This window comes from Enterobacter sp. ECC-219 (assembly GCF_043966805.1).
Classification (GTDB): Bacteria; Pseudomonadota; Gammaproteobacteria; order Enterobacterales; family Enterobacteriaceae; genus Enterobacter; species Enterobacter cloacae_N.
This window is the reverse complement of the sequence record NZ_CP143680.1, coordinates 2,501,080-2,527,520: the sequence shown is the minus strand read 5'-3', so window position 1 is coordinate 2,527,520 and position 26,441 is coordinate 2,501,080. Positions and strand designations below refer to the sequence as shown.

Genomic DNA, 26,441 nt, shown 5'->3' with positions numbered 1-26,441 from the left:
ACTATCTGATTTGCTCACATATCGGGGCTAAAAACGTAAACAGCTCGCGCGAAGACCAGCGTTGTTGCCCATACGCCCGGACGGGTATAACAGGCATCAACGCATTGCAGATAACGACCTCATCGGCGGTCAGCAGCGCCTCTTCCTTTGCGTATACTTCGACACCGTTAAAGCCCGCACGTGCCAGCTGTTGCAAACAAAACTGGCGCATTATGCCGTTAACCCCAGCCTGTTCCAGCGAAGGCGTGAATACGTCGCGGCCCTTCCGCCAGAATAAATTAGCCGCACAGCATTCCGTAATGAACCCTTCGCTGTCAAGAACTAGCGCCTCATCGGCGTCCGTCTGTTCAAGATGAGTACGAATAAGTACCTGTTCAAGGCGATTAAGATGTTTTATTCCGGCGAGCATCGGGTTTCGCCCCAGGCGTACCGGGCTCAGCGTCAGCGTCACCCCCTCCTCACGCCAGCGCGCATAGTGAGCGGGATAAGCTGAAACAGAAAGAATACGCGTGGGATGCTGACAGGCGGACCCGCTGTACCCTCGCCCGCCACTGCCGCGGCTGATGATAACTTTTAAGACGCCGCTTGTTTTGCCTGACGCCAGCCGACGCATCTCGCGTTCGAGAATGTCCCACTGGATGAAGGGAATCAGCAATTTCTCGCAGGCTTTTTGTAAACGACGAATGTGGGCGTCAGACAGACATACCTCACCGTCAAGAATACGCGCAGTGGTGAAACAGCCATCGCCAAACTGAATTGCCCTGTCGCTTGCCGGCAGCGTTTCTTGCTCAAGGCCATTAATTAAAAACATGGTGGCTCCTTATGCGTGGAGGCTCAGTCTGGCAGTATGTTATAAGCCGGACAAGGGGATTTTCCCTAATAAAAAAGGCCCGGCAAGCGGACCTTTTTTTATAGCTTTCGGGCAGTCAGGCTCAGACCTTTTTGAAGATCAGAGAACCATTCGTGCCGCCAAAGCCGAAGGAGTTACACAGGGTGTACTCCATACCGCTAACCTGGCGCGCTTCGTGCGGAACGAAGTCCAGATCGCAACCTTCATCCGGGTTATCCAGGTTGATGGTTGGCGGAACAGCCTGATCGCGCAGCGCAAGGATAGAGTAAATAGACTCTACTGCACCCGCCGCACCCAACAGGTGACCGGTCATGGATTTCGTGGAGCTGACCATTACGCGGCTGGCAGCCTCGCCGAAGATAGACTTAACCGCCTGAGCTTCTGCTTTGTCGCCTGCCGGCGTAGAAGTGCCGTGCGCGTTAACGTAGCCAATCTGCGCCGGGGTAATACCCGCATCACGGATCGCGTTTTCCATCGCCAGCGCAGCGCCCGCGCCGTTCTCCGGAGGAGACGTCATGTGGTAAGCATCGCTGCTCATACCGAAGCCAACGACTTCAGCATAAATTTTTGCGCCACGTTTTTTCGCATGTTCGTACTCTTCCAGCACGAGCATACCTGCGCCGTCACCCAGCACGAAACCATCGCGGTCTTTATCCCACGGACGGCTCGCCGCCTGAGGGTTATCGTTACGGGTAGAGAGCGCACGCGCCGCGCCGAAACCACCGACACCCAATGGGGTACTGGCTTTTTCAGCACCGCCCGCAACCATAGCATCTGCATCGCCGTACGCAATAATACGCGCGGCCTGGCCGATGTTATGCACGCCAGACGTACACGCGGTAGCGATAGAAATGCTTGGCCCACGCAGGCCGAACATAATGGTCAGGTGACCTGCCACCATGTTAACAATCGTGGACGGAACGAAGAACGGGCTGATCTTACGCGGTCCGCCATTCATCAGTGATGTATGGTTTTCCTCAATCAGGCCAAGACCGCCAATCCCGGAGCCGATAGCAGCGCCGATACGGGTTGCGTTCTCTTCCGTAATCTCAAGGCCAGAATCCTGCATGGCCTGAACGCCAGCGACAATTCCATATTGAATGAAGGCATCCATCTTGCGCTGTTCTTTGCGCGAGATGATCTCTTCACAGTTAAAATCCTTTACTAAGCCAGCAAATTTCGTTGCATAGGCGCTAGTATCGAAATGGTCGATTAGGCTGATGCCGCTCTGACCGGCAAGGAGAGCTTTCCAGGTGGACTCTACGGTATTGCCGACAGGAGACAACATGCCAAGTCCGGTCACAACTACACGACGCTTAGACACGTTTGTCCTCCAGGGAGGGATAAAAAAAGAGATTCGTGGGACTAAAAAAGATAAAACTCAGGCGGTCGAATGACCGCCTGGAGATGTTCACTTACGCCTGGTGGCCGTTGATGTAATCAATGGCAGCCTGAACGGTGGTGATTTTCTCAGCTTCTTCGTCCGGAATCTCAGTATCAAACTCTTCTTCCAGAGCCATTACCAGCTCAACGGTGTCAAGAGAATCTGCGCCCAGGTCTTCAACGAAGGAAGCGGAGTTCACAACTTCTTCCTGCTTAACGCCCAGCTGTTCGCCGATAATTTTCTTAACGCGTTCTTCGATAGTGCTCATACTCTTAAATTTCCTATCAAAACTCGCTTTCGCGATGGTTTTCGTAGTGTATAAAATGTTGAAAAATTTGCAACTAAATCCCGGCAGGTCTTACCACGATTTTACGTTATTTTGAGGCCATTTGCCCTAATAACGCAAATATTTTCGATCGTGATTAAACCATGTACATCCCGCCGTTGACGTGGAGGGTCTCACCAGTGATGTAACCCGCTTCGTCAGAGGCTAAAAATGCAACCGCACTGGCGATTTCTTTAGGGTCGCCAAGACGACCCGCCGGAACTGCCGCCAGCGTACCCGCACGCTGATCATCAGTCAGCGCACGCGTCATGTCCGTTTCAATAAAGCCCGGAGCAACAACGTTTACAGTAATACCGCGGGACGCGACTTCACGCGCCAGCGACTTACTGAAACCAATCAGACCCGCTTTCGCCGCAGCGTAGTTAGCCTGACCAGCATTTCCCATGGTACCAACCACAGAACCAACAGTGATAATACGACCATGACGCTTTTTCATCATAGCGCGCATTACCGCTTTTGACAGACGGAATACAGATGACAGGTTGGTTTCGATAATATCGTTCCACTCATCATCTTTCATTCGCATCAGAAGGTTGTCGCGTGTGATCCCGGCATTATTGACCAGAATATCCACTTCGCCAAACTCTGCGCGAATATTTTCCAGAACAGATTCGATAGATGCAGGTTCGGTCACATTCAGTACCAGACCTTTACCGTTCGCACCCAGATACTCGCTTATGGCCTGAGCGCCCTTCTCGCTGGTTGCTGTACCAATCACCTTGGCGCCGCGCGCAACCAGTGTTTCAGCAATTGCGCGCCCGATACCGCGGCTTGCGCCAGTCACCAGGGCGATTTTTCCTTCAAAACTCATGGTATTCCTCTTTTTATTGCGAGAGTGCCGCTGACATCGCTTCCGGCTCGTTAATCGCCGAGGCAGTCAGGGTGTCAACAATACGTTTTGTCAGACCGGTGAGGACTTTACCAGGGCCGACTTCATACAGGTGCTCAACGCCCTGAGAGGCCATAAACTCAACGGTTTTGGTCCACTGTACAGGGCTGTAGAGCTGGCGAACCAGTGCGTCACGGATAGCCTCCGGCGCGGTTTCGCATTTCACATCGACGTTGTTCACAACGGAAATCGTCGGTGCGTTAAAGGTAATTTTTTCCAGCTCAGCCGCCAGTTTCTCAGCGGCGGGCTTCATCAGCGCACAGTGAGACGGTACGCTGACCGGCAGAGGTAGCGCGCGTTTCGCGCCAGCGGCTTTACAGGCAGCGCCGGCACGTTCAACCGCTTCTTTATGACCAGCGATAACGACCTGGCCCGGCGAGTTGAAGTTAACCGGAGAAACCACCTGACCTTCAGCGGATTCTTCACACGCTTTTGCAATCGCGGCATCATCCAGACCAATAATGGCAGACATTCCGCCGGTACCCTCTGGCACCGCTTCCTGCATGAACTTACCACGCAGTTCTACCAGGCGCACCGCGTCAGCAAACGCGATCACACCGGCGCACACCAGCGCAGAGTATTCACCCAGGCTGTGACCCGCAAGCAGCGCTGGCGCTTTACCACCCTGCTGCTGCCATACTCGCCACAGCGCAACGGACGCGGTCAGCAGCGCTGGCTGAGTCTGCCAGGTTTTGTTCAGCTCTTCGGCCGGCCCCTGTTGGGTCAGTGCCCACAGATCATAACCCAGCGCATCAGAAGCTTCACGAAAAGTCTCTTCAATGACCGGGTAGTTTGCTGCCATTTCAGACAACATCCCAACGGTTTGAGAACCCTGGCCCGGGAACACAAAAGCAAATTGCGTCATTTTTTATTCCTTATCCTAGAAACGAACCAGCGCGGAACCCCAGGTGAACCCGCCACCGAAGGCTTCAAGCAAGACCAGCTGGCCCCGTTTGATTCGTCCGTCGCGTACCGCTTCATCAAATGCGCACGGTACCGACGCCGCAGAGGTGTTGCCGTGACGATCCAGCGTCACCACAACGTTATCCATCGACATGCCCAGCTTTTTGGCGGTCGCACTGATGATACGCAGGTTCGCCTGATGCGGTACCAGCCAGTCAAGCGCGGAACGCTCAAGGTTATTCGCTTCCAGCGTTTCATCAACGATGTGTGCAAGCTCTGTCACCGCAACCTTGAACACCTCGTTCCCTGCCATGGTCAGGTAAATCGAGTTGTCCGGATTAACGCGATCGGCGTTAGGCAGGGTCAGCAGTTCGCCATAGCTGCCATCGGCATGCAGATGCGTTGAGATGATACCCGGCTCTTCGGACTGCCCCAGCAGCACCGCACCGGCACCATCACCGAAAATAATGATCGTTCCACGATCGGTTGGATCGCAGGTGCGCGCCAGCACGTCAGCACCGATTACCAACGCATATTTAACGGCACCGGATTTCACGTACTGATCGGCAACGCTCAGGGCATAGGTGAAGCCAGCGCACGCGGCAGCGACGTCAAATGCCGGACAGCCTTTAATGCCGAGCATGTTCTGCACCTGACACGCCGCGCTTGGGAAAGCATGCGTGGCAGACGTCGTGGCAACCACGATCAAGCCAATCTCTTCTTTATCGATACCCGCCATTTCGATAGCGCGCTGTGCGGCTTCGTAACCCATAGTGGATACGGTTTCGTCTGGCGCGGCGATACGACGTTCGCGGATACCTGTGCGCGTGACAATCCACTCGTCAGACGTATCTACCATTTTTTCCAGATCGGCGTTGGTACGCACTTGTTTTGGCAGGTAGCTGCCGGTACCTAAAATCTTCGTATACATGTACGCTCAGTCACTTTTAGCTAATACAGATTCCAGGCGAGCGGCAATCCGCTGAGGGACTTGTCGCTGCACCGCCTGCACTGCCTGTTCAATGGCGACAGAAAATGCTCGCTGATTGGCGGCGCCATGACTCTTAATCACGATGCCGCGCAATCCTAACAGACAGGCGCCATTATACTGGTCGGGGTTGAGGTGACTGAATCGCCGCGTCAGGCTCTTTTGTAACCAACGCTTCAATAAAATCAACCACCAGGCGCTTTTTTTGCCTTCTCCCTGAGATTTCAGCAGAGAAAGGAACATGCGCACGACCCCTTCCATGGTCTTCAACGTTACGTTTCCGGTGAAGCCATCGCACACCAGAACATCCGTTTTTCCCGTCAGCAACTCATTGGCTTCGAGATATCCAATATAGTTGATGGAGGGAACCTGTTTGAGCATTTCAGCAGCTTCGCGAATGCTGTCCAGGCCTTTGGTCTCTTCTTCACCAATATTCAATAACGCAACGCGGGGATTGCTAATCCCGACCACGTCTTCTGCCAGCACCGACCCCATCACGGCGAACTGAGCCAGCATGGTACTATCACAATCCACGTTAGCGCCCAAATCGAGCACCACCGTCTTTCCCTTCTGCTGATGCGGTAACACCGTCACCAGCGCCGGTCGCTCAATGCCCTCAATCGGCTTGAGCAGTAATTTCGACAGCCCCATCAGCGCGCCGGTATTGCCGGCACTGACGCAAGCCTGCGCTCGCCCTTCTTTTACCAGTTCCAGCGCGGTGCGCATAGAACTGCCGCGGCTATTGCGAATCGCCTGCGAGGGCCGGGCATCACTGGCAATAACTGACTGCGCAGGAATAATCTGCAGACGCGAACGTTGTTCAAAGTCAGCTTTTGCAAGTAATGGCGTGATTGTGTCGGGATTGCCGACTAAAAGAAGTGTGAGTTGCGAATTAGAATTCAGTGCCTGCAATGCTGCAGGCACTGTCACGGAAGGGCCGAAATCTCCCCCCATGACATCTAACGCCAGGGTTAGACGTGTCAAGGTATCGTCGCAGCCTGGTTCGGTAACTTCCCCGTTTGCACGGGGAAATCCTCACTAAGCCTAATCACGCTGACGCGTGATTACTTAGTGATAACCTTGCGGCCGCGGTAGAAACCGTCAGCGGTGATGTGGTGACGCAGGTGTTTCTCACCAGAAGTCTTGTCTACAGACAGGCTGGTAACTGCGGTCAGCGCGTCATGGGAACGACGCATGCCACGTTTGGAACGGGTTGGTTTATTCTGTTGTACGGCCATGGACCTTACTCCTCAATTACTTACGCTTTAAGCTGGCTAATACGGCAAATGGGTTTGGTTTTTGCGCTTCATCAGGCAGTTCCCCAAAGACCATGTCCGCCTCGGACACTTCACAGTGTTCAGAATCATGCACCGGAACTACTGGCAAGGAGAGGATGATTTCATCTTCAACCAGAGCCAGAAGATCGATTTCACCGAATTCGTTAACCTCAATCGGCTCGTACGCTTCCGGGAGTGCTTCAGCCTGTTCGTCAGAACGAACCGGACTGAAACAATACGTTGTGTGAACATGCTGTACAAACGGTTTCCCGCAACGCTGACACTCGAGCGTTACCGTTACCTTCGCATCACCGGTTAAAACGGCGAGACGCTGGTTGTCGATAGCGAACGACATGGAGCATTCTACATCACTGTCCACACTGACTACAGATTCGGCAATACGCTCGGCCTGATCGGAAGTATAGATACCTTCGTAATCGAGGCGTTTTTGAGCCGTACGAACCGGATCAAGAGTCAGGGGTAATTTTACCTTTTGCATAGGGCGCGCATATTAACTTTGTAACGTCATAGAGTCAAAGAAAAAGGCAACCAGAGCTGCCTTTTGCCAATTATTCGCACACATTGCGGCCTGTAGTTTAAAATGGCTGGCATCGATACGCTATATCTGGTGATAAAAATATGCCAAATCTCGTACTTGCTTCCACGTCCCCCTACCGTCGAATGCTGCTGGAAAAGCTCGGGTTCCCGTTTGAATGCGCCGCGCCGGACGTTGATGAGACGCCGCAGCCGGGCGAGTCGCCGCGTCATCTGGTGACGCGTCTTGCGAAGGAGAAAGCACAATCGCTGGCCGCACGTTATCCTGCACATCTGATTATAGGCTCCGATCAGGTTTGCGTGCTGGATGGCGAAATCACCGGCAAGCCCCATACGGAAGAGAACGCCTGCCAGCAACTTCTGCGCGCGCGTGGCAGTATCGTGACCTTTTATACGGGCCTGGCGCTCTATAACTCCGCCTCCGGCCATCTGCAAACCGAATGCGAGCCGTTCGACGTGCACTTCCGCCATTTAAGCGAGCAGGAGATTACGGATTACGTGCGCCGGGAACGTCCACTGAACTGTGCGGGAAGCTTTAAAAGTGAAGGACTGGGGATTGCGCTGTTCGACAAACTGGACGGTCGGGATCCGAACACACTGGTGGGATTGCCGCTGATTGCCTTGTGCCAGATGTTAAGGCGTGAAGAGTGTAATCCGCTGACAATATGACTGGGACGCTGCGGCCTGATGCCCTCACCCCGGCCCTCTCCCACAGGGAGAGGGAGGAAGGCATAATCAGCCGCGCAGAACCTTCAGGCAGCGTTTCAACTGCTCATCCAGCGGCGCTTCAATACGGATAATTTCACCGGTATTAGGATGGGTAAACTTTAGCGCGGCCGCATGCAGGAACAGACGCGACAGCCCCGTGCCCGCCAGCTGTTTATCAAATTCGCGGTCGCCGTAGCGGTCATCAAACGCAATCGGATGGCCCGCAAACTGCGTATGGACGCGAATCTGGTGAGTACGTCCCGTCACCGGACTGCAGCGCACCAGCGTGGCAAACTCATAGCGCTCTTCAACCTTAAAGCGCGTCTCAGACGGTTTCCCTTCCTGGCTCACGCGGACAATGCGCTCGCCGCTTTGCAGAATGTTCTTCAGCAGCGGCGCCTGCACCACCTTCACGTGGGACTGCCACTGACCACGCACCAGCGCCAGATAATCTTTCTGCATTCCCTTCTCGCGCAGCTGCTCGTGCAGGGAACGCAGCGCAGAACGCTTTTTCGCTACCAGCAGCACGCCTGAGGTATCACGGTCCAGACGGTGAACCAGTTCAAGGAAACGGGCTTCCGGACGCAGCGCACGTAACCCTTCAATCACGCCGAAGCTCAGTCCGCTACCACCGTGGACGGCGGTACCCGATGGCTTATTGAGCACCAGAATATGATCGTCCTCATAAAGGATAACATCGCTCAGGGCCGCGACTTTTTGCAGCTTCGGAGAAACCACCTCTTCTTCGCGTTCTGCCACGCGCACCGGTGGAATACGCACTTCATCGCCCGCTTCGAGCTTATACTCAGGCTTCACGCGTTTTTTGTTCACCCGCACCTCGCCCTTACGCAGGATGCGGTAAATCATACTCTTTGGCACACCCTTCAGTTGGGTGCGCAAGAAGTTATCGATACGTTGCCCCGCGTAGTCATCCGCGATAGCAACCATTTTTACGGCTGGAGTCTCTGTTTTCATGGTTGGCGATTCTAAATATCGTCAGCCATTAGCGCCACTCATTTTTCTATGCTTATATTTACTTTTATCCGGCCTGCGCCCTGTTTCACGCAATCGATTTGGTGGTTATTAAACCAATCACCACCTTGAGGTGAAGAAACTGTGAGTAACCGGGTGATAATTGGTAAAAGTCATCTTGCTATAACCTGGCGAGCAGTGGAATAATGAGGCTGTTTTCCGCGTTAAATCCGGGTTTTGTAAGGATGTCGACGGAATGACCAATTTTGTCTGACCGATCATCAACGCAGCAATGGCGTAAGACGTATTGATCTTTCAGGCAGTTAGCGGGCTGCGGGTTGCAGTACTTCCCGGTATAAGGATTGTTCTCTGGAGAGTTCTACCCAGGCAATTCCCCTGATAATTGCGCTGTGTTTCCGTATGAAACACAGGCAACCGACACTCTGCGCCTCTTAAGCGAGCGACAACCGTGAGGTTGGCGACGTGAACAGACACGAGGCCATCGGTTCATACCCCGGAAAGCGTCACCTTGCCCGCAGCTTTGTCGTCAATGTAAGAATAACGAGTAAGTTACGATGAAAAGAATGTTAATCAACGCAACTCAGCAAGAAGAGTTGCGTGTCGCCCTTGTGGATGGGCAGCGCCTGTACGATCTGGATATCGAAAGTCCTGGACACGAACAGAAAAAAGCGAACATTTACAAAGGTAAAATCACCCGCATTGAACCAAGCCTTGAAGCTGCATTTGTCGATTACGGTGCTGAGCGTCATGGTTTCCTCCCTCTGAAAGAAATCGCTCGCGAATATTTCCCTGCAAACTACAACGCCCATGGCCGCCCAAACATCAAAGATGTTCTGCGTGAAGGTCAGGAAGTTATCGTACAGATTGATAAAGAAGAGCGTGGCAACAAAGGTGCCGCACTGACCACCTTTATCAGCCTGGCGGGGAGCTATCTGGTGCTGATGCCAAACAACCCGCGTGCGGGTGGCATCTCTCGCCGTATCGAAGGTGATGACCGTACCGAGCTGAAAGAAGCCCTGGCAAGTCTCGAACTGCCGGACGGCATGGGACTTATCGTACGCACCGCAGGCGTCGGCAAATCAGCCGAAGCGCTGCAGTGGGACCTGAGCTTCCGTCTGAAGCACTGGGAAGCGATCCAGAAAGCCGCTGAAAGCCGCCCTGCTCCGTTCCTGATTCACCAGGAAAGCAACGTTATCGTGCGTGCCTTCCGTGACTACCTGCGTCAGGACATCGGTGAGATTCTGATCGATAACCCGAAAGTGCTTGAGCTGGCTCGCCAGCACATCGCCGCGCTGGGTCGTCCGGATTTCACCAGCAAAATTAAACTGTACACCGGTGAAATCCCGCTGTTCAGCCACTATCAGATCGAATCCCAGATCGAGTCCGCCTTCCAGCGTGAAGTGCGCCTGCCGTCCGGCGGTTCTATCGTCATCGATACCACGGAAGCGCTGACTGCTATCGACATCAACTCCGCGCGTGCAACCCGCGGCGGCGACATCGAAGAGACGGCCTTCAACACCAACCTTGAAGCCGCTGATGAAATCGCCCGCCAGCTTCGCCTGCGCGACCTGGGCGGTCTGATTGTTATCGACTTCATCGACATGACCCCTGTTCGCCACCAGCGTGCGGTTGAAAACCGCCTGCGTGAAGCGGTGCGTCAGGATCGCGCGCGTATCCAGATTAGCCATATCTCGCGCTTTGGCCTGCTGGAGATGTCCCGCCAGCGTCTGAGCCCGTCGCTGGGTGAGTCCAGCCATCACGTCTGCCCGCGCTGTTCCGGCACCGGTACCGTGCGTGACAATGAATCGCTGTCTCTCTCTATCCTGCGTCTGATTGAAGAAGAAGCGCTGAAAGAGAATACCAAAGAGGTTCACGCCATTGTGCCTGTGCCAATCGCCTCCTACCTGCTGAACGAAAAACGTGCAGCGGTCAGTGCGATTGAAGCGCGTCAGGGCGGCGTTCGCTGCATCATCGTGCCGAACGATCAGATGGAAACCCCGCACTATCACGTGCTGCGTGTCCGTAAAGGCGAAGAGACCAGCACCCTCAGCTACCTGCTGCCGAAGCTGCATGAAGAAGAGATGGCGCTGCCTTCCGATGAAGAACCCGCAGAGCGCAAACTGCCAGAGCAGCCAGCGTTAGCGACCTTCATCATGCCTGAAGCACCACCGGAAGCAGCCCTGGAAAAACCGGCGGCCAAGCCTGCAGCGCAGAAACAAGAAGCCGCGGCCGCGAAGGCCCAGCCGGCGCAACCGGGTCTGCTGAGCCGCTTCTTCGGCGCGCTGAAGAAGATGTTTGCGGGTGAAGACGTTCAGCCAGAGCAGCCGAAGGAAGAACCAAAAGCAGCCAAACCTGAGCGTCAGCAGGACCGTCGCAAGCGTCAGAACAACCGCCGCGATCGTAACGACCGCAGCGACCGTAACGAGCGTCGCGACAGCCGTTCAGATAACAACGAAGGCCGTGAGCCGCGCGAAGACAACCGTCGCAACCGTCGCGAGAAACAGCAGCAGAATGTTGAAGATCGTGAAATTCGCCAGCAGGCGGGCGATGAGTCCGAGAAGAGCAAACAGCGCGACGAGCAGCAGCCACGCCGCGAACGCAACCGTCGTCGTAACGACGAGAAGCGTCAGGCGCAGCAGGAAGTTAAAAACCTGAACCGCGAAGAGCCTGCTGAGCAGCAGGACGGCGAGCAGGAAGAACGTACTCAGGTTATGCCACGTCGTAAGCAGCGCCAGCTGGCGCAGAAAGTGCGCATCGGTGCGGCTCCGGCAGAAGAAACTGCAGTTGTGGCGGCTGAAGCGGCAGAAACCGCAACAGGTACTCAGGTTGCAAAAGTTGACCTGCCAGCCGTCGTGGACAATAACGTTGAGCAGGATGAAAACGGTGAAAACCGTGACAACGCAGGTATGCCGCGTCGCTCCCGCCGTTCTCCACGTCATCTGCGCGTCAGCGGCCAGCGTCGTCGTCGTTACCGTGACGAGCGTTACCCGACTCAGTCTCCAATGCCGTTGACCGTGGCGTGCGCGTCGCCAGAAATGGCATCCGGCAAAGTCTGGATCCGTTACCCGGTCGCTCGCCTTGAGCAGGCTGTTGAAGAACAGGCTGTTACCGAAGAGGTGATTGCCCCTGTAGCAGCGGTTGAAGACGCGGTGACCGAAGCAGCAACCGTGGTTGAACCTCAGGTTGTTGAAGCGGCAGAACCACACGCTGTGGACGTCGAAACCACCCACCCTGAAGTGATTGCCGCGCCGGTTGATGCCGCTCCGCAGATTATCGCTGAAGAGGATGTCGTGGTGGCTGAGGAAGTCGCTGAAGAGGCTGAACCTGTAGCCGCGGTAGAAGAAGCCGCTGAAACCCTCGTCGAAACCACCACTGAAGAAGTCGTTCAGGACGTTGAGATTCAGGTTGAGCCGGTTGTCGAAGAAGTGAAAGCGCCTGAAGTGAAGCCTGAGCCGGTTAAGGTTGTTGCCGCGCCTGCGCCAGCTCGCGTTGCGACAGCGCCAATGACGCGTGCTCCGGCACCGGAGTATGTGCCTGAAGCCCCGCGTCACAGCGACTGGGTTCGCCCGGCGTTCAGCTTCGACGGTAAAGGCGCTGCAGGCGGCCACAGTGCAACGCATCAGGCAACTGCACCGGCGACGCGTCCGCAGTCTGTCGAATAACGACACAGAAAGTAAAAAGCCGACCTTCGGGTCGGCTTTTTTATGCCTGCTGCACGGGCTTTCTCATCCCGGTGACCTCCGGCATGATCTGCCGCATCAGTTCCAGAAATCGCCGCAAGCGCGCCGGATAATACCGGGACCAGGGATAAACCAGATGCACCGGTAACGCCGCCGGCTGCCACTCTGGCAGTAAATGCACCAGCCGCCCTTCCCGAATATCGTCCTGAACCGTCCAGCTGGATACGACCGCCACGCCAAGCCCGGTGAGTGCCGTATTGCGTGCGACATACAGGCTGTCGGTACTGAGGCGTGGGGTAATATTCACTCGCGCGGTAGCGGATGATGCCTCGTGAAAGAGCTCCACATGGCGCTGGTAGAAAGAGCTGATAGCAATCCAGGGCAGCTGCTGCAGATCCTCCGGCGTATTAACCGTCGGAAAACGGTCCAGCAGTGCCGGAGAAGCCACCACCGAACGCGGCACTTCGGCCAGCAGCACGGATACGGTCGCCGGATCGACTTCCATTCCCACCCGAATAGCACAGTCAAGGTTGTCGCCCAGGAAATCAGCCGACCGATCGTTGAGCATCCACTCAATCGAAAGTTGCGGGTAACGCTGCAAAAACTCGGTTAGCGGTTTCAGGAGCTGATCCTGACCAAACGCGTGCGGTGCCCGCACCCGCAGCACGCCTACAGGTTCATCTTCCGTCTGTCCCACCTCATCTTCCAGCGCCAGCCAGCTATCAATCACCCGACGGGCGTGCTGATAGCAGCGCTCGCCGTCATCCGTGAGCCGCGTCGTGTGGGTCGTTCGCAACATCAGGCGCACGCCCAGCATTGTCTCAAGCGACTGCAGCCGCCTGCTCACCGTGGCCTGGGTTGTGTCCAGCTGCCGTGCCGCCGCAGAGAGTGACCCTGCCTCCACAATGCGGACAAACGTCCGCATTAGCTCCACCCTGTCTATACGCTCAGTTCTTTTCATCTTAATTTCATTTATACGTTCAACGTATAAGCGTTTTACCACCGCACCCGCTACCGTCGCAAGGCGTACTGATAAAAAATAGCCTCACACGATGAATGAGGAACGTCTTATGAACACAACAACTGCCGCCCATGCCGTAAGCCGCTGGGTCATCTTAATGCTGGCGCTCGGCGCAGGCTTCAGCGTGGCTTCCATCTATTATGCCCAGCCGCTGCTGCCCCTGATGGGCGCTGACCTTCACCTGAGTATCGAAGGAATGGGCCTGGTCCCGACGCTCACCCAGGCGGGATACGCCTTAGGGATCCTGTTCCTGCTGCCGCTCGGCGATCGCCACGACCGCAGAACGTTAATCCTGATAAAGAGTGCGGCGCTGGCGTTGTTTCTCCTGGGCTGTAGCCTGACCGGACAGATCCACTCCCTGCTGCTGGCAAGTCTGCTCATCGGCATGGCCGCCACCATGGCGCAGGATATTGTCCCGGCAGCGGCGATTCTTGCGCCGGAAGGTAAACAGGGAAAAACCGTCGGTACGGTGATGACCGGTCTGCTGCTGGGCATTTTGCTCTCCAGAACCGTCAGCGGCGTGGTGGGCGAAGCGTTTGGCTGGCGCGTGATGTACCAGCTGGCTGCGGCAAGTATTGCGTTTATCGGGGTGGTGATGTGGGCCGTGCTCCCTCGTTTCGCTATTCACTCCACGCTGAGCTATCCCGCACTGATGCGCTCGATGGAACATCTGTGGCGTCGTTATCCCGCTCTGCGCCGTGCGGCGCTGGCCCAGGGTTTTCTGTCGATTGCCTTTAGCGCCTTCTGGTCAACGCTTGCGGTCATGCTGCTGGAACGCTATCACCTCGGCAGTGCCGTCGCCGGTGGTTTTGGTATTGCAGGTGCTGCCGGTGCATTAGCCGCACCGCTGGCAGGCGGCCTGGCGGATAAACTGGGTGCCGGGAAAGTGACGCAGCTTGGCGCAATCATTGTGACCGTCTCGTTTGCCCTGATGTTCCTGATGCCTGCTGTGGGGGTTCACGGACAGCTGATTCTGATTGCCGTCTCTGCCATCGGGTTCGATCTGGGCCTGCAGTCCAGCCTGGTCGCGCACCAGAACCTGGTCTACAGCCTTGAGCCGCAGGCTCGTGGCCGCCTGAACGCCCTGCTCTTTACCGTGATCTTTATCGGCATGGCGTTGGGTTCCGCGTTAGGCAGCAATATTTACACGCTGGCTGGCTGGACGGGTGTGGTCGCGCTGGCAACGGTCTGCGGCATCATTGCGCTGGCAATCCGCCTGATTGAAAGCGCGCGCGTCGCCTCAGCACCAGCAGAAATGGCATAAAAAAAATGCCCAATCCAGACGGATTGGGCAGTAAAACATGCCCAGTTTCAAGACATGTTCCAAGAGGTCAAGATGTTATTTGTTCAGCTGGAACAGAGACATGCCCTGCATATCGCTAAACGCTTTATAAGAGGCCTGCAGGGCCGCCTGCTGCATGGTGTAAGAGGAAATTGCTTCGTTCCAGTCCACGTCCACCAGGTCACTCATCTGCTTAGTCTGGCCCAGCGCGCGGTCGTCACCCAGGGTATCGAGTTTTTCCAGTTCGTTCATCTTGGTGCCGACATCCGCAACGACCGTCAGGACGTTGTTCTGCGCGTTTTTAATACCGATCTGTGCGTTGGAAATTGTCTGGCTTTGTGCGGCAGCCGCGGCCGGATCGTTCTCAATCGGCGTCTTCAGCGAAGCAATGGCGGAATCAAGGATTTTAAACATGTTTGTTTCGCCATAGCCTCCGCCCGGCAGCTCTTGCGCATTGCTGGTAATGCTTTCGAAAATCTGCTGGCCGGTATGGCTGATTGCCATATTTCGCGCCGTATCAACCTGCTGGGTGATCGCCTCAGTGCCGCCATTGTAGGTGCCGGTTGCGGCATCAAACGGTGCGCTCTCGGTTTTGTAACCCGCAAAGATAAAGCGACCATTGCCATCCGTCGTGTTAGCCAGGTTCATGAGCTGGTCGCGGATCCCCTGGATATCGGTCGCCAGAGAGAGACGGTCGTCATCGCTTAAGGTGCCGTTTGACGCGTAGACCAGCTTCTCACGCACGCTTGATAACGCAGTGTTCACCTGGGTCAGCACGTTGTCTTCCAGCGACACTTTTTGCGTGGCAAAGGTGCGCGCTAACGCGAACTGGCTGTTTTGTGACTGAGATTGCGACAGAACAATAGACTGCGAAGCCGCGATAGGATCGTCCGACGGACGATTAACGCGTTTGCCGGTGGACATCTGCTCACCGTAGCTCAGCCATCTGCTCTGGGAATCGGTGATCCCGCGCATGTTCTGTTCGTACATCATCTGGGTGCTAATACGCATTTTTCACCTCAACCTTAACGAATGTTGATAATTGCATCGAAGAGCGTACTGGCAGTCTGAAGCACCTGCGCGTTGGCGAGGTAATACTGCTGATAACGCTGCAGGTTGCCATACTCTTCGTCAAGGTTTACCCCAGAGATGGTCTGCTGCTGCTTGATTAACTGCGTTTCCACGTTGGCTTTCGTCTGGCTGCTTACCTTCAGTGAAGCGGTGGTGCTACCCACGGTACTGACCAGTGAGGCATAGGCATCGTTGAAGGTTTTGTTTCCGCCAACCACTTTGCTGTTTTGCAGATCGAGCATTTTCTGCCCGTTGCGGTTGTCGCTCTCACCGCCGTTCTGCACCGCGGCCATGGCCAGTTTGGACTCGTCGCTGATGGACAGTTCCATGTTCATGATGACGTCGGACACAGGCTTCACGGTAAAGCTGTCTTTAGCGTTTGCCGAACCGCTGACGTTCACGTTGAGACCATCAAACGACAGATTGCCGCTGGCATCCGGGCTCATTGTAAAACTGGTCTTGTCCGAGGTACGGGTAATGGTCCAGTCGGTACCGTTAAACTGCAGCTTATAGTCCGTTGCCTGAACTTTGGTGCTGTCCGCAACGGTGGCATTGACAACCGCCGAGCCGCTATTTTTGCTGTTAGAAAGCACAGCCGGAGAACCAAAGCCGAACAGCTTGCCGCCCGCATCGCCGTTGGCATCAAAGCCGGCCTCATGCTGTTTGTTCATCGCGTCAGCAAATGCCAGCGCCATCTGGTTCAGGGTGTTACGGGCCTTATCCAGATCTTCAGCGCGGAACGTCAGCAAGCCGCCTAACGAGCCGGTGGTAACCATCTTTTCCGGGATCTCGACATTGCCCGCAACCTCATCGACGTAGGCGATAGTGGTACGGGAAGGATCGGCGCTGGACTTCACGGCCGCCAGCTGGTTAGCTTTGCTGCCCTGCACCAGGCTATAGCCGTTGCCGAAAGAGATGTTAAACGTGCCGCTATCCTGAACAGAGACTTCCACGCCCACGATTTTGTTCAGCTCATTGACAAGCTGATCGCGCTGGTCGAGCAGATCGTTAGGCGATGCGCCCGCGCCGACGCCTGTGAGGCGGGAAATCTGATCGTTCAGATTGGCAATCTGTTTGGCGTAGTTGTTGATCTGCGAAACGCTGGTCGCAATTGCGGTATTGACTTGCGTATCCTGATCGCGGAGATACTGATCGTTAGTTTTGAACTGATTGACCAGGCCGCCCGCTTTTCCCAGCACCGTCTGACGCGCAGCCGGGTCTTCCGCGTTGCTCACCAGCGTTTGCAGGCTTTTAAAGAAATCCTGCAGGGTGGTGGAAAGCGAGTTGGTAGTATCGGAGAGCACATCGTCAATTTTTGACATCTGCTGATAGCGTGTGGTCAGGCCGCTGCTCTGCGTCTGCGCGGCGCGTAGCTGGTTGGTGATAAAAGCGTCATATTCACGCTGGACACCGGAGACATACACCCCGTTACCCACCCAGCCACCGCCGGTCAGCGTGCTGTTAGATGCACCCAGCACCGTCGTCTGGCGGGTGTAACCTGCCACGTTGTAGCTTGAAATATTATTACTGACGGTATTGAGTGCCGACTGCGCGGCACTGAGGCCACTCATGGCGCTGTTAATCAAACTGGACATGGGGGTTCCTTTTATACGTTCAGACACGAGTCCTGATGAAGGTTATCGGCAACCTCCACCGGGACTTGAGAACTTTCAGAACAGATTTTCAATATCTGCGCTATAGGCTTTGCTGACCTTCTCGCCCATGGATTTCAGCTGCTGGATCATGCTGGTAAGCTTGCGCGCGTAGTTCGGGTCGGTCGCGTAGCCCGCGTTTTGCAGGGCCTGAGCGCCCTGCTCCGCCGTCGCCGCCTGCGTAACGGCGGTGTAACGCGGATTTCGACTCAGCAGCCCGACATAATCGGACAGTGCTTCCAGATAAGAGCTGTAAACTCGGAATTTCGCTTTCACCTTCACCGCCGCACCGTTCTCGTATTCGGTGGTGGTGATCTCCGTGGTCGGCCCTTTCCAGCTGGAGGTGGCCTTCACGCCGAAGATGTTAAAGCTCGGGTCGCCGTTTTCCTTGCGGATCTGGCGCTGGCCCCAGCCCGACTCCAGCGCGGCCTGGGCGAGAATCAGATGGTGAGGCACGCCGCTCTGTTCACTGGCCAGTCGCGCAGGCAGAGATAGCTGCGCCAGGAAGTCTTTGCTGTCACCGGAGAGCGCCTCGTCGCCGCTGCCCGTTGCCTTCGGTATCGCTTTACGCACCATCTGCGTCAGCGCCTGGTTCTGATAACTGGTCACCGTTTCCAGATCGAACTTCATCGGCACCTGCTGCGGCTGCTCTTCTGGCTGAACACCCTGTGCGGCGGCGGTCTGTTTGACAATCATGTCAGCCAGACCGAGGCCTTTACCGGCGGTCATCTGCTGCGCAATCTGCTGGTCATACATGCTGGTGTAAAGACGCGTTGAATCGCTGCTGAACATCCCGTCTTTCGGCAGGGTTTCGCGCATGCTTTTCAGCATCATCTGGACAAACATCCCCTCTACCTGGCGGGCGACCGGACGGATATTCGCCGCCGGGTCTTTACCTGCTTTGGTTTTCAGTTCGTTGAGCGACTGGGCGTCCCAGGCGGCACTGGTCAACAGTTTGCTATCGGTCAGCATCAGATGATTTCCAGTTTGGCGCGCAGGCAGCCCGCGCTTTGCATGGATTGCAGAATGGACATCAGATCCATCGGCGTCGCGCCCAGCGCGTTCAGGGCACGCACCACGCTGTTCAGGTTGGCGCTGGAGCGCACGCTCTGCAGAGAGCCGCCGCTCTGGCGTAAATCAATCTGCGTTTGTGGCGTCACCACCGTCTGGCCGCCACCAAATGGTGTATCCGGCTGGCTGACGTTGGCAGAACGGTTAACCGTCACCGACAGGTTACCCTGCGCCACGGCGCAGCTATCCAGCGACACTTCCCGGTTCATCACCACGGACCCCGTACGGGAGTTGATGATCACTTTGGCATCCTGCACCGGCACGTTCACTTCCAGATTCTGGATATCCGCCAGCATGCGCACCTGGTTGCTGCTGCCGGTAGAGGTGCGTATCTGCACGGTACGCGCATCCAGCGCCGTGGCATTGCCATAGCTGCGGTTGATGGTGTCGGCAATCTGCTGCGCCATCGTGAAGTCTTCATTATTCAGCTGCAGGTTGATGGTGTTGCCTGCGCCAAACTGGGTCGGCAGCTCACGCTCGATGATCGCGCCGTTGGTAATACGTCCGCCGTTCAACTGGTTCACCTGCACGCTGCTTCCGCCTGCCGATGCACCCGCACCGCCAACCAGAATGTTACCCTGCGCCAGAGCATAGACCTGGCTGTCGACGCCTTTCAGCGGGGTCATCAGCAGCGTACCGCCGCGCAGGCTTTTGGCATTACCCATTGAGGAGACCACCACGTCAATGGTCTGCCCCTGGCGCGCAAACGCCGGGTAAGAGGCAGTGACCATTACCGCGGCCACGTTTTTCAGCTGCATGTTGGTTCCCGCCGGCACGGTAATACCGAGCTGGGAAAGCATGTTGTTCAAGCTTTGGGTGGTAAAAGGCGTCTGGGTCGTCTGGTCACCGGTACCGTCCAGCCCCACCACCAGGCCATAGCCAATCAGCGAGTTCTGGCGGACGCCCTGAACGCTGGTGAGATCGCGGATGCGGTCAGCCTGGGCAAACGTTGCTACAAGAACCAGCGCCACGGCGAAGATCGATTTAAACATGGGTCACCTCGCTTACATCGGCGATAAATTAAGGAAGAAGCGCTGCAGCCAACCCATATTCTGCGCTTCATTAATGTAGCCGTTACCGACGTACTCAATGCGCGCATCCGCCACCTGGGTGGACGGAACGGTGTTGGTGCCGCTGATGGTGCGTGGATTCACCACGCCCGAGAAGCGAATGAATTCAGTGCCCTGGTTGATGGCGATCTGTTTTTCACCCACGACGTGTAAATTGCCGTTAACCAGCACCTGGTCAACCGTAACCGTCAGCGTACCGCTGAAGGTGTTGCTGGCGTTTGCGCCACCTTTACCGTTAAAGGTGTTGCCGCCGGAAGCCTCAACATCCGCACGGGCATTGCCGAACAGGCCCTGCAGATAGCGTGGAACGGTGTCGAAGCCAAAATTGGTTTTGCCATCGCGGCTGGCGTTCGCCGACGAGCTCTTGCTCGCGCTGACGTTTTCCTGCAGCACAATGGTCAATGTATCGCCAACATTGCGCGGGCGGCGATCTTCAAACAGCGGCTGATAGCCGTAGTTAATCGGCTGCGCGGTCTGGAAAATGGAGCCGTTTACCACTGGCGCAGGGCCAGGAACGGGTTGGGCAGTCGTCGCACCCTGGACCAATGGTTTAGACGGGATCAAAGCGCACCCGCTGAGGGTGACAGCCAGAACAGTCAGTATCGGATAACGAAACGCCGCGTTTTTTTGCATTGCCTTCATCTTCGAAAACAGGGAGCCGGTGCGGGGTTTACCGCACCGGGCTACGCCTTAGAGTTGCGTCAGTTTCTGCAGCATCTGATCGGTCGTCGAGACTGCTTTACTGTTAATTTCATACGCGCGCTGGACCTGGATCATATTTACCAGCTCTTCCGCCACGTTCACGTTGGAGGTTTCTACATACCCCTGATACAGCAGACCGGCACCGTTCAGGCCCGGCGTACTTTCATTTGGCGTACCGGAGGATTGCGTTTCGGTGTAGAGGTTCTCACCAATGCTTTCCAGGCCGGTATCGTTCATGAAGGTGGTCAGGTTGAGCTGTCCGACCTGGACCGGCGCGGCCTGCCCCTGCTGGGTCACGCTCACGATGCCGTCACGGCCGATGGTAATGCTCAGGGCGTTCGCCGGAATGGTGATCGCAGGTTGAACCTGGAAACCGCCCGCCGTCACCAGCTGACCGTTCTGATCGACCTGGAAGGAACCGTCACGGGTATAGGCAGAGGTTCCGTCAGGCAGCTGCACCTGGAAGAAACCCTGACCTTTGATTGCCACGTCTTTGCTGTTGTTGGTCTGAGACAGGTTGCCCTGGCTGTGCAGACGCTCGGTCGCCACCGGGCGAACGCCGGTACCGATCTGCAGACCTGACGGCAGCGTCGTCTGTTCAGAAGACTGCGCGCCCGGCTGGCGGATGGTTTGATAAAGCAAATCTTCGAAAACGGCGCGCTGACGCTTGAAACCATTGGTGCTGACGTTTGCCAGGTTGTTGGCAATCACATCCATGTTGGTTTGCTGCGCGTCCAGGCCAGTTTTCGCGATCCATAAGGAGCTGATCATAAAGAGTCCTGTTAACTCATAGACAGAAGTTGGTTAGCCTTGCCCGCGTTTTCATCCACGCTGCTGATAATTTTCATCTGCATTTCAAAACGACGGGCGCTGGCGATCATGTCGGTCATCGCTTCGACCGGCTTGACGTTGCTGCCTTCCAGAACGCCGGACATCACGCGGATGCTCGGATCGGCCTGTAACGTGGCGCCACGAGTAGCCTGGGCCGCCTGGGTCAGACGGAACATGCCGTCGTCGCCGCGCTGCACCTCTTTGCCTTCCGCTTTGACCAGCTTCAGACGACCAACAGGGGCAACGGTATTGGCCGGGTCGCCCGGGTTCAGCGCCGAGATGGTGCCGTCCGCGGCGATGGTCAGCTCAGAGCCTTCCGGCACGGTCAGCGGGCCCGCTTCACCCATCACCGGATGCCCCTGAATCGTCAGCTGGCCGGTCGCGCTGACCTGGATATTCCCGTTACGGGTATAGCCTTCACCGCCGTCCGCCGTTTGCACCGCCAGCCAGCCGTCCTGCTGCAGGGCAACGTCCAGCGGGCGTGAGGTGTAATCCATCTGCCCTGGCGTCATGTCTGCGCCCGGGGTCGATGCCGCCACCAGCGTACGGGTCGGCAGGGAGAGCCCTTCCACCGGCACCGCGCGCAGCGCATTCAGCTGCGCGCGAAAGCCCGGCGTCGAGGCGTTTGCCAGGTTGCTGGCAGTAACGGCCTGCTGGCTGAGCGTCTGACTTGCCGCGCCCATCGCGGTATATATTGCGTGATCCATTGCGCTTTCCTGTTAGCCGCTTAACGCAGGTTAACCAGCGTGTTGAGGATCTGATCCTGGGTCTTGATGGTCTGCGCGTTCGATTGATAGTTACGCTGCGCGACAATCATGTTCACCAGTTCTTTACTCAGGTCCACGTTAGAGGCTTCCAGCGCGCCGTTGGTCAGCGTGCCGAAGTTACCGGTTCCCGCCGTACCCAGCAGCGCCACGCCGGAGGACTGGGTAGCCGACCAGACGTTATCGCCTTCAGATTTCAGGCCTTCGTTGTTGGCAAAGTTCGCCAGCACGATCTGCCCCAGCACCTGAGTCTGCTCGTTGGAGTAGTTCCCGACGACGGTGCCGTCATCGTTGATCTGATAGCTCACCAGGTCGCCCGGCTTGAAGCCGTTCTGGTTGGTCGCCACGATATTGTTCGCACCGGTGTTCTGCTGCATGGAGTTAGCAAAACTCATGGCGAAGGTCGCCGGGTCCGCACCTGGGATAGTCGCGGTAGTGATGTTGATGTTTCCACCACCAATCAACGTACCGTTATTATCGAAGGTCAACGTCGTGGCCACTGCCGCCGTGCTGCCTGCTACGCTGCCGTCCTGGGCGTACACTTTCCAGGAGTTAGCCGGGGTCGCATCTTTGACGTAAAACAGGTTCATGTTGTGCGCATTACCCTGGCTATCAAAGACGGTTACCGTACCTTTTTTGTTGTAGGTATCCGGGTTAGCCGGATCGAAGGCGGCGGTCGGTGCGGCATCGGTGGAGTTGAGGTTAATCTGCTGGGAAGCCGTGGTGGTGGATTTCGCGGCCATCAGTGTGGTCGGGATATTAATCGCCTGTGGATTCGCACCGGTCTGAACCGTTGATGGCGTTCCGGCAACCGGATAACCCGTTAATTGCATGCCCTGCATGTTCACCAGGTTACGGTTTTCGTCCAGCTTGAACTGGCCGTTACGGCTGTAGAACACCGAGCCGTTTGCATCGACCATACGGAAGAAACCGTTCTGGCTGATGGCAACGTCCAGGCCACGACCGGTGTTGGTGGTGGTACCGTCGGTAAAGTCCTGAGTGATGCCCGCAACTTTTACGCCCAGACCCACTTTGGAACCGGCAAACATGTCTGCAAAGGAAGCAGAACCGGATTTAAAACCATAGGTCGCGGAGTTGGCGATGTTGTTGCCAATGACGTCCAGGTTGGTGGCCGCAGCATTCAGGCCGCTGACCGCTTGAGAAAAGGCCATGACTTACTCCTGATAAGTGTTAAGGCTTAGATAATCTGCCGAACTTCGTCGAGTGTGGTGGTACCGGAGGTACCCAAATCCAGTTTGTTGCCGTCGCCCCCTTTAATCACGCCCTGAACCAGCGCGAACTGCAGCGGCTGCGCCACCAGCTGGGTTGTCCCGTTGCTGGCGCTAATCGCGACTTTGTAGGAGCCATTTGGTGCTTTCGTGCCGTCGGTCAGGCTGCCGTCCCAGGTAAAGGTGTGAACGCCCGCCTTCAGCTCGCCAATGTCGATGGTGCGAACCACGGCGCCGGTTGAGTCGGTGATCGTCGCGGTCACTTTGTCAGCCGCCTGCTGCAATTCCACGCCGAACGGCGTAGTGGTGGTGGTCGATGTACCCTCGGTGGTGCTGGTACCCGCAAGAATAGTGGTACCCGGGATCATCACGCCGTGACCGATCAGGCTTGCAGCCTGCAGGGACTGGGCGCTGTTAATCTGACCGGAGACGGAACCCAGGGTGGTGTTCAGTTTCTCAATGCCGCTCACGGTGCTGATCTGCGCAAGCTGCGTGGTCAGTTCGTTGTTCTGCATTGGGTTAGTCGGATCCTGGTTCTTAAGCTGCGCCACCAGCAGCGTCAGGAAGCTGCTCTGCAAATCGGAGGCATTGCTTCCCGTCAGGGAGCTGGAGCTTGTCGAACTTTTGGTGTTGTTAACACCTGTGTTCGTAGGATCATTCACATTTACGGCGATGGACATGCATGTCTCCTTTACTGGCCGAGAGTCAGTGTTTTGAGCATCATGCTCTTCACGGTATTAAGCACTTCGACGTTCGCCTGGTAGCTACGGGACGCCGACATGGAGTTAACCATCTCGCCCACCACGTCCACGTTAGGCATCTTCACGTATCCGTTAGCGTCCGCGAGCGGGTTACCGGGCTCGTACACCAGCTTGTCCGGCGCCTGGCTCTCTACCACGTCAGACACCTTCACGCCGCCCGTTGCCGCACCTGGCGCAGCGTCGACCTGAAACACAACCTGTTTAGCACGATAAGGCTGACCGTCAGGTCCGGTCACGCTGTCGGCGTTCGCCAGGTTACTGGCTGCCACGTTCAGCCGTTTTGACTGAGCGGTTAACGCCGAGCCGGCGATATCAAAAATATTCAGCAAGGCCATTTATCAGTTGCCCCCCTGGAGGACGTTCATCATGCCTTTGATTTGTCCGCCGAGTACGGTCAGGCCCGTCTGGTATTTCAGGCTGTTATCGGCAAACTGCGTACGCTCCCGGTCCATATCCACGGTGTTACCGTCGAGTGAAGGCTGGTCGGGGATGCGATAAAGTAAATCGGTCGCTGGCGCGGTCATCGCCTGAGCAGGAATATGGCGAGAGGATGTCATGGCGAGTGCAACACCCGTTCCTTCGGCACGTCCACGCTCCATCACCTTTTTGAGTTCACTGGAAAAATCAATATCGCGCGCCTGATACCCGGGCGTATCGGCGTTAGCGATGTTGGCGGCTAAAATCTCCTGCCGCTGGGCGCGTAAATTGAGCGCTTCCTGCTGAAAACGTAACGCGGCGTCGAGTTTATCGAGCATGTCTCCTCCGCTGATGGCAAAATTTCAGTTCACAGCTTAAATCTCACCCGGTCTCCCCTATCGACGGAATAAGCGCAAAATGCGTCGCTATTTATTCCGTTGATGCAAAACCACTGCAGGTAGAATTCACCCAACTCTGGAAACGGTGGAACTTGCGATGCAAACGTTAAAACGTGGCCTGATGGCAACCGTCTTGCTGTTTAGCCCTCTGGTGCAGGCCGGGGATTTACAGAATGCGCTGACGAATTTTTTTGCCCAGAAGCTGGCGGGCTTTAGCGACGAAGTTAACGTGACCATCCGTACGCCGCCGAATCTGTATCCGACCTGCGAGCAACCGTCATTCAGCGTGACGGGGACCACGAAGCTGTGGGGCAATGTGAACGTGCTGGCACGCTGCGCCAACGAAAAACGCTATTTACAGGTTGCAGTTCAGGCGACGGGCAATTATGTTGTCGCCGCCGTACCCATCGCGCGTGGCAGCACGCTCCAGGCAAACAGCGTGACGCTGAAGCGCGGGCGTCTGGACCAGCTTCCGCCACGGACAATGCTGGAAATGAACCAGGCACAGGACGCCGTCAGCCTGCGCGACGTGGCCCCGGGCCAGCCGATTCAGCTCTCCATGCTTCGCCAGGCGTGGCGTGTTAAAGCAGGACAGCAGGTGATGGTGGTCGCCAACGGAGATGGCTTTAGCATCAACAGTGAAGGGAAAGCGTTAAACAATGCTGCGGTGGCGCAAAACGCCCGTGTCAGAATGTCCTCGGGCCAGGTGGTTAGCGGAACCGTCGATTCTGATGGGAATATTCTGATTAACCTATAATCTTTTTAAAGATTCCGCGGCGCGTGCCGATAAATATTCAACTAATGATGATGTCAGGCGCAAACGCCGCGAACCCTCGATGAGGACAACACTATGAGCATTGATCGTACATCAGCCCTGAAGCCGGTAAGCGCTGTACAGCCTCGCGAAACGAACGACGCTACCCCTCAGAAAACGCGTCTGGAAAAACCGTCAACGTCTAACAGCACCAGCGTGACCCTGAGCGATGCCCAGGCAAAACTGATGCAGCCAGGCAGCAACGATATCAATATGGAACGTGTTGAAGCGCTGAAAACGGCTATTCGCAACGGTGAGCTGAAAATGGACACCAGCAAAATCGCTGACGCCCTGATTCAGGAAGCACAGAGTTTCTTACAGAGTAACTAACCGTATGAGTCGACTGTCAGAAATACTGGATCAAATGACGGTTGTCCTGAACGACCTGAAAACGGTAATGGACGCTGAACAGCAGCATCTCTCTTCCGGCCACATCAACGGCAGCGCGCTGCAGCGTATTACTGAAGATAAGAGTTCGCTGCTGGCGACGCTGGATTATCTGGAGCAGCAGCGCCGCGCCGAGCAGGATCCGAAGCGCAGCGCCAATGACGATATTGTTGAGCGCTGGCAGACCATTACCGAAAAAACCCAGCATCTGCGCGATCTCAACCAGCATAACGGCTGGCTGCTTGAAGGGCAGATTGAGCGCAATCAGCAGGCGCTTGAGGTGCTGAAGCCGCATAAAGAAACCGGACTGTACGGCGCGGATGGTCAGACGGCGACTGCGCGTATTGCGGGTGTAAAAAAGATTTCGATTTGACGCATCAGCGACAAATCATGCAGTG

At 56.1% G+C, this 26,441-nt stretch carries 28 protein-coding genes; 6 read left to right on the top strand and 22 right to left on the bottom strand.

Annotated features, from left to right (window positions below; all coding sequences use genetic code 11):
• Position 1: 1 nt before the first annotated feature.
• The 9 genes from pabC to yceD all read right to left on the bottom strand — a co-directional run bounded on the left by pabC (position 2) and on the right by yceD (position 7,136).
• Positions 2-811, bottom strand: coding sequence for an aminodeoxychorismate lyase (pabC, locus tag V1603_RS11900; protein ID WP_116340662.1), 810 nt, complete (start codon positions 809-811; stop codon positions 2-4).
• Positions 812-932: 121 nt separating this feature from the next.
• Positions 933-2,174 carry a beta-ketoacyl-ACP synthase II gene (fabF, locus tag V1603_RS11895; protein WP_045630098.1) on the bottom strand — a complete coding sequence of 414 codons (1,242 nt, stop codon included), beginning with the start codon at positions 2,172-2,174 and terminating at the stop codon, positions 933-935.
• A gap of 91 nt (positions 2,175-2,265) precedes the next feature.
• Complete coding sequence (gene acpP, locus V1603_RS11890; protein ID WP_003857954.1) at positions 2,266-2,502, bottom strand: acyl carrier protein; 237 nt, start codon at positions 2,500-2,502, stop codon at positions 2,266-2,268.
• A 154-nt stretch (positions 2,503-2,656) separates the two neighbouring features.
• Positions 2,657-3,391 (bottom strand): 3-oxoacyl-ACP reductase FabG, encoded by a 735-nt coding sequence (gene fabG, locus V1603_RS11885; RefSeq protein ID WP_080327518.1) that lies wholly within the window; start codon positions 3,389-3,391, stop codon positions 2,657-2,659.
• A gap of 13 nt (positions 3,392-3,404) precedes the next feature.
• On the bottom strand, positions 3,405-4,334 hold the full coding sequence (gene fabD, locus V1603_RS11880) for an ACP S-malonyltransferase (protein WP_028012717.1): 930 nt from the start codon (positions 4,332-4,334) through the stop codon (positions 3,405-3,407).
• 15 nt (positions 4,335-4,349) lie between these two features.
• Positions 4,350-5,303 carry a beta-ketoacyl-ACP synthase III gene (locus tag V1603_RS11875; RefSeq protein WP_116340666.1) on the bottom strand — a complete coding sequence of 318 codons (954 nt, stop codon included), beginning with the start codon at positions 5,301-5,303 and terminating at the stop codon, positions 4,350-4,352.
• A gap of 6 nt (positions 5,304-5,309) precedes the next feature.
• Positions 5,310-6,344, bottom strand: a complete 1,035-nt coding sequence (gene plsX, locus V1603_RS11870) for a phosphate acyltransferase PlsX (protein WP_116340668.1) — start codon at positions 6,342-6,344, stop codon at positions 5,310-5,312.
• Between the two features lie 80 nt (positions 6,345-6,424).
• Positions 6,425-6,598 (bottom strand): 50S ribosomal protein L32, encoded by a 174-nt coding sequence (gene rpmF, locus V1603_RS11865; RefSeq protein ID WP_003857964.1) that lies wholly within the window; start codon positions 6,596-6,598, stop codon positions 6,425-6,427.
• A 16-nt stretch (positions 6,599-6,614) separates the two neighbouring features.
• The gene (gene yceD, locus V1603_RS11860; RefSeq protein ID WP_021240759.1) at positions 6,615-7,136 is read right to left on the bottom strand and encodes a 23S rRNA accumulation protein YceD; all 522 of its coding nucleotides are present in this window, start codon (positions 7,134-7,136) and stop codon (positions 6,615-6,617) included.
• A 140-nt stretch (positions 7,137-7,276) separates the two neighbouring features.
• Between yceD and V1603_RS11855 the strand changes: the two genes are divergently transcribed.
• Positions 7,277-7,861 (top strand): nucleoside triphosphate pyrophosphatase, encoded by a 585-nt coding sequence (locus V1603_RS11855; protein ID WP_116340670.1) that lies wholly within the window; start codon positions 7,277-7,279, stop codon positions 7,859-7,861.
• Between the two features lie 66 nt (positions 7,862-7,927).
• On the opposite strand, the gene rluC is transcribed toward V1603_RS11855, so the two are convergent.
• On the bottom strand, positions 7,928-8,875 hold the full coding sequence (gene rluC, locus V1603_RS11850; protein WP_048999989.1) for a 23S rRNA pseudouridine(955/2504/2580) synthase RluC: 948 nt from the start codon (positions 8,873-8,875) through the stop codon (positions 7,928-7,930).
• Positions 8,876-9,447: 572 nt separating this feature from the next.
• On the opposite strand from rluC, the gene rne reads away from it, so the two are divergent.
• The gene (gene rne, locus V1603_RS11845) at positions 9,448-12,555 is read left to right on the top strand and encodes a ribonuclease E (RefSeq protein WP_233002356.1); all 3,108 of its coding nucleotides are present in this window, start codon (positions 9,448-9,450) and stop codon (positions 12,553-12,555) included.
• A gap of 40 nt (positions 12,556-12,595) precedes the next feature.
• On the opposite strand, the gene V1603_RS11840 is transcribed toward rne, so the two are convergent.
• Complete coding sequence (locus tag V1603_RS11840; protein ID WP_395312682.1) at positions 12,596-13,498, bottom strand: LysR family transcriptional regulator; 903 nt, start codon at positions 13,496-13,498, stop codon at positions 12,596-12,598.
• Positions 13,499-13,643: 145 nt separating this feature from the next.
• Between V1603_RS11840 and V1603_RS11835 the strand changes: the two genes are divergently transcribed.
• A complete protein-coding gene (locus V1603_RS11835) occupies positions 13,644-14,858 on the top strand; it encodes an MFS transporter (RefSeq protein WP_233002355.1) in 1,215 nt (404 codons plus the stop codon).
• A gap of 75 nt (positions 14,859-14,933) precedes the next feature.
• Here the strand turns inward: V1603_RS11835 and flgL are convergent, their stop codons facing one another.
• The 11 genes from flgL to flgB all read right to left on the bottom strand — a co-directional run bounded on the left by flgL (position 14,934) and on the right by flgB (position 24,782).
• On the bottom strand, positions 14,934-15,887 hold the full coding sequence (gene flgL / locus V1603_RS11830; RefSeq protein WP_116340678.1) for a flagellar hook-associated protein FlgL: 954 nt from the start codon (positions 15,885-15,887) through the stop codon (positions 14,934-14,936).
• A gap of 14 nt (positions 15,888-15,901) precedes the next feature.
• Positions 15,902-17,542, bottom strand: a complete 1,641-nt coding sequence (gene flgK / locus V1603_RS11825) for a flagellar hook-associated protein FlgK (protein ID WP_116340680.1) — start codon at positions 17,540-17,542, stop codon at positions 15,902-15,904.
• Positions 17,543-17,617: 75 nt separating this feature from the next.
• A complete protein-coding gene (gene flgJ / locus V1603_RS11820; protein WP_045406628.1) occupies positions 17,618-18,571 on the bottom strand; it encodes a flagellar assembly peptidoglycan hydrolase FlgJ in 954 nt (317 codons plus the stop codon).
• Entirely contained in the window at positions 18,571-19,662 is a 1,092-nt protein-coding gene (locus V1603_RS11815) for a flagellar basal body P-ring protein FlgI (protein ID WP_045406630.1), read from the bottom strand. The genes flgJ and V1603_RS11815 overlap by 1 nt, the downstream gene beginning before the upstream one ends.
• A 12-nt stretch (positions 19,663-19,674) precedes the next feature.
• On the bottom strand, positions 19,675-20,373 hold the full coding sequence (gene flgH, locus V1603_RS11810; protein WP_023311139.1) for a flagellar basal body L-ring protein FlgH: 699 nt from the start codon (positions 20,371-20,373) through the stop codon (positions 19,675-19,677).
• A 57-nt stretch (positions 20,374-20,430) separates the two neighbouring features.
• Positions 20,431-21,213: a flagellar basal-body rod protein FlgG gene (gene flgG / locus V1603_RS11805; protein WP_000625853.1), complete on the bottom strand. Its 783-nt coding sequence runs from the start codon at positions 21,211-21,213 to the stop codon at positions 20,431-20,433.
• 11 nt (positions 21,214-21,224) lie between these two features.
• Positions 21,225-21,980, bottom strand: a complete 756-nt coding sequence (locus V1603_RS11800; RefSeq protein ID WP_116340682.1) for a flagellar basal body rod protein FlgF — start codon at positions 21,978-21,980, stop codon at positions 21,225-21,227.
• 20 nt (positions 21,981-22,000) lie between these two features.
• Positions 22,001-23,209, bottom strand: a complete 1,209-nt coding sequence (gene flgE, locus V1603_RS11795) for a flagellar hook protein FlgE (protein WP_061098580.1) — start codon at positions 23,207-23,209, stop codon at positions 22,001-22,003.
• Positions 23,210-23,235: 26 nt separating this feature from the next.
• On the bottom strand, positions 23,236-23,946 hold the full coding sequence (gene flgD, locus V1603_RS11790; protein ID WP_045406631.1) for a flagellar hook assembly protein FlgD: 711 nt from the start codon (positions 23,944-23,946) through the stop codon (positions 23,236-23,238).
• Positions 23,947-23,957: 11 nt separating this feature from the next.
• On the bottom strand, positions 23,958-24,362 hold the full coding sequence (gene flgC, locus V1603_RS11785; RefSeq protein WP_013097138.1) for a flagellar basal body rod protein FlgC: 405 nt from the start codon (positions 24,360-24,362) through the stop codon (positions 23,958-23,960).
• Between the two features lie 3 nt (positions 24,363-24,365).
• The gene (flgB, locus tag V1603_RS11780; protein WP_008500815.1) at positions 24,366-24,782 is read right to left on the bottom strand and encodes a flagellar basal body rod protein FlgB; all 417 of its coding nucleotides are present in this window, start codon (positions 24,780-24,782) and stop codon (positions 24,366-24,368) included.
• A 157-nt stretch (positions 24,783-24,939) separates the two neighbouring features.
• Between flgB and flgA the strand changes: the two genes are divergently transcribed.
• The 3 genes from flgA to flgN all read left to right on the top strand — a co-directional run bounded on the left by flgA (position 24,940) and on the right by flgN (position 26,416).
• Positions 24,940-25,599, top strand: a complete 660-nt coding sequence (gene flgA / locus V1603_RS11775) for a flagellar basal body P-ring formation chaperone FlgA (protein WP_116340684.1) — start codon at positions 24,940-24,942, stop codon at positions 25,597-25,599.
• Between the two features lie 93 nt (positions 25,600-25,692).
• The gene (flgM, locus tag V1603_RS11770; RefSeq protein WP_014883360.1) at positions 25,693-25,986 is read left to right on the top strand and encodes a flagellar biosynthesis anti-sigma factor FlgM; all 294 of its coding nucleotides are present in this window, start codon (positions 25,693-25,695) and stop codon (positions 25,984-25,986) included.
• Between the two features lie 4 nt (positions 25,987-25,990).
• Positions 25,991-26,416, top strand: coding sequence for a flagella biosynthesis chaperone FlgN (flgN, locus tag V1603_RS11765; protein WP_025755834.1), 426 nt, complete (start codon positions 25,991-25,993; stop codon positions 26,414-26,416).
• Positions 26,417-26,441: the final 25 nt, after the last annotated feature.

Bases quoted from the DNA above. Each gene is read 5' to 3' on its own strand.
- flgK (WP_116340680.1), bottom strand. From the start codon at position 17,542: ATGTCCAGTTTGATTAACAGCGCCATGAGTGGCCTCAGTGCCGCGCAG.
- flgC (WP_013097138.1), bottom strand. From the start codon at position 24,362: ATGGCCTTGCTGAATATTTTTGATATCGCCGGCTCGGCGTTAACCGCT.
- V1603_RS11835 (WP_233002355.1), top strand. From the start codon at position 13,644: ATGAACACAACAACTGCCGCCCATGCCGTAAGCCGCTGGGTCATCTTA.
- flgL (WP_116340678.1), bottom strand. From the start codon at position 15,887: ATGCGTATTAGCACCCAGATGATGTACGAACAGAACATGCGCGGGATC.
- flgA (WP_116340684.1), top strand. From the start codon at position 24,940: ATGCAAACGTTAAAACGTGGCCTGATGGCAACCGTCTTGCTGTTTAGC.
- flgE (WP_061098580.1), bottom strand. From the start codon at position 23,209: ATGGCCTTTTCTCAAGCGGTCAGCGGCCTGAATGCTGCGGCCACCAAC.
- V1603_RS11875 (WP_116340666.1), bottom strand. From the start codon at position 5,303: ATGTATACGAAGATTTTAGGTACCGGCAGCTACCTGCCAAAACAAGTG.
- acpP (WP_003857954.1), bottom strand. From the start codon at position 2,502: ATGAGCACTATCGAAGAACGCGTTAAGAAAATTATCGGCGAACAGCTG.
- rpmF (WP_003857964.1), bottom strand. From the start codon at position 6,598: ATGGCCGTACAACAGAATAAACCAACCCGTTCCAAACGTGGCATGCGT.
- fabG (WP_080327518.1), bottom strand. From the start codon at position 3,391: ATGAGTTTTGAAGGAAAAATCGCCCTGGTGACTGGCGCAAGCCGCGGT.
- pabC (WP_116340662.1), bottom strand. From the start codon at position 811: ATGTTTTTAATTAATGGCCTTGAGCAAGAAACGCTGCCGGCAAGCGAC.
- V1603_RS11800 (WP_116340682.1), bottom strand. From the start codon at position 21,980: ATGGATCACGCAATATATACCGCGATGGGCGCGGCAAGTCAGACGCTC.
- flgG (WP_000625853.1), bottom strand. From the start codon at position 21,213: ATGATCAGCTCCTTATGGATCGCGAAAACTGGCCTGGACGCGCAGCAA.
- flgJ (WP_045406628.1), bottom strand. From the start codon at position 18,571: ATGCTGACCGATAGCAAACTGTTGACCAGTGCCGCCTGGGACGCCCAG.
- V1603_RS11815 (WP_045406630.1), bottom strand. From the start codon at position 19,662: ATGTTTAAATCGATCTTCGCCGTGGCGCTGGTTCTTGTAGCAACGTTT.
- V1603_RS11855 (WP_116340670.1), top strand. From the start codon at position 7,277: ATGCCAAATCTCGTACTTGCTTCCACGTCCCCCTACCGTCGAATGCTG.
- yceD (WP_021240759.1), bottom strand. From the start codon at position 7,136: ATGCAAAAGGTAAAATTACCCCTGACTCTTGATCCGGTTCGTACGGCT.
- fabD (WP_028012717.1), bottom strand. From the start codon at position 4,334: ATGACGCAATTTGCTTTTGTGTTCCCGGGCCAGGGTTCTCAAACCGTT.
- flgM (WP_014883360.1), top strand. From the start codon at position 25,693: ATGAGCATTGATCGTACATCAGCCCTGAAGCCGGTAAGCGCTGTACAG.
- rluC (WP_048999989.1), bottom strand. From the start codon at position 8,875: ATGAAAACAGAGACTCCAGCCGTAAAAATGGTTGCTATCGCGGATGAC.
- V1603_RS11840 (WP_395312682.1), bottom strand. From the start codon at position 13,498: ATGCGGACGTTTGTCCGCATTGTGGAGGCAGGGTCACTCTCTGCGGCG.
- flgH (WP_023311139.1), bottom strand. From the start codon at position 20,373: ATGCAAAAAAACGCGGCGTTTCGTTATCCGATACTGACTGTTCTGGCT.
- flgN (WP_025755834.1), top strand. From the start codon at position 25,991: ATGAGTCGACTGTCAGAAATACTGGATCAAATGACGGTTGTCCTGAAC.
- flgB (WP_008500815.1), bottom strand. From the start codon at position 24,782: ATGCTCGATAAACTCGACGCCGCGTTACGTTTTCAGCAGGAAGCGCTC.
- rne (WP_233002356.1), top strand. From the start codon at position 9,448: ATGAAAAGAATGTTAATCAACGCAACTCAGCAAGAAGAGTTGCGTGTC.
- flgD (WP_045406631.1), bottom strand. From the start codon at position 23,946: ATGTCCATCGCCGTAAATGTGAATGATCCTACGAACACAGGTGTTAAC.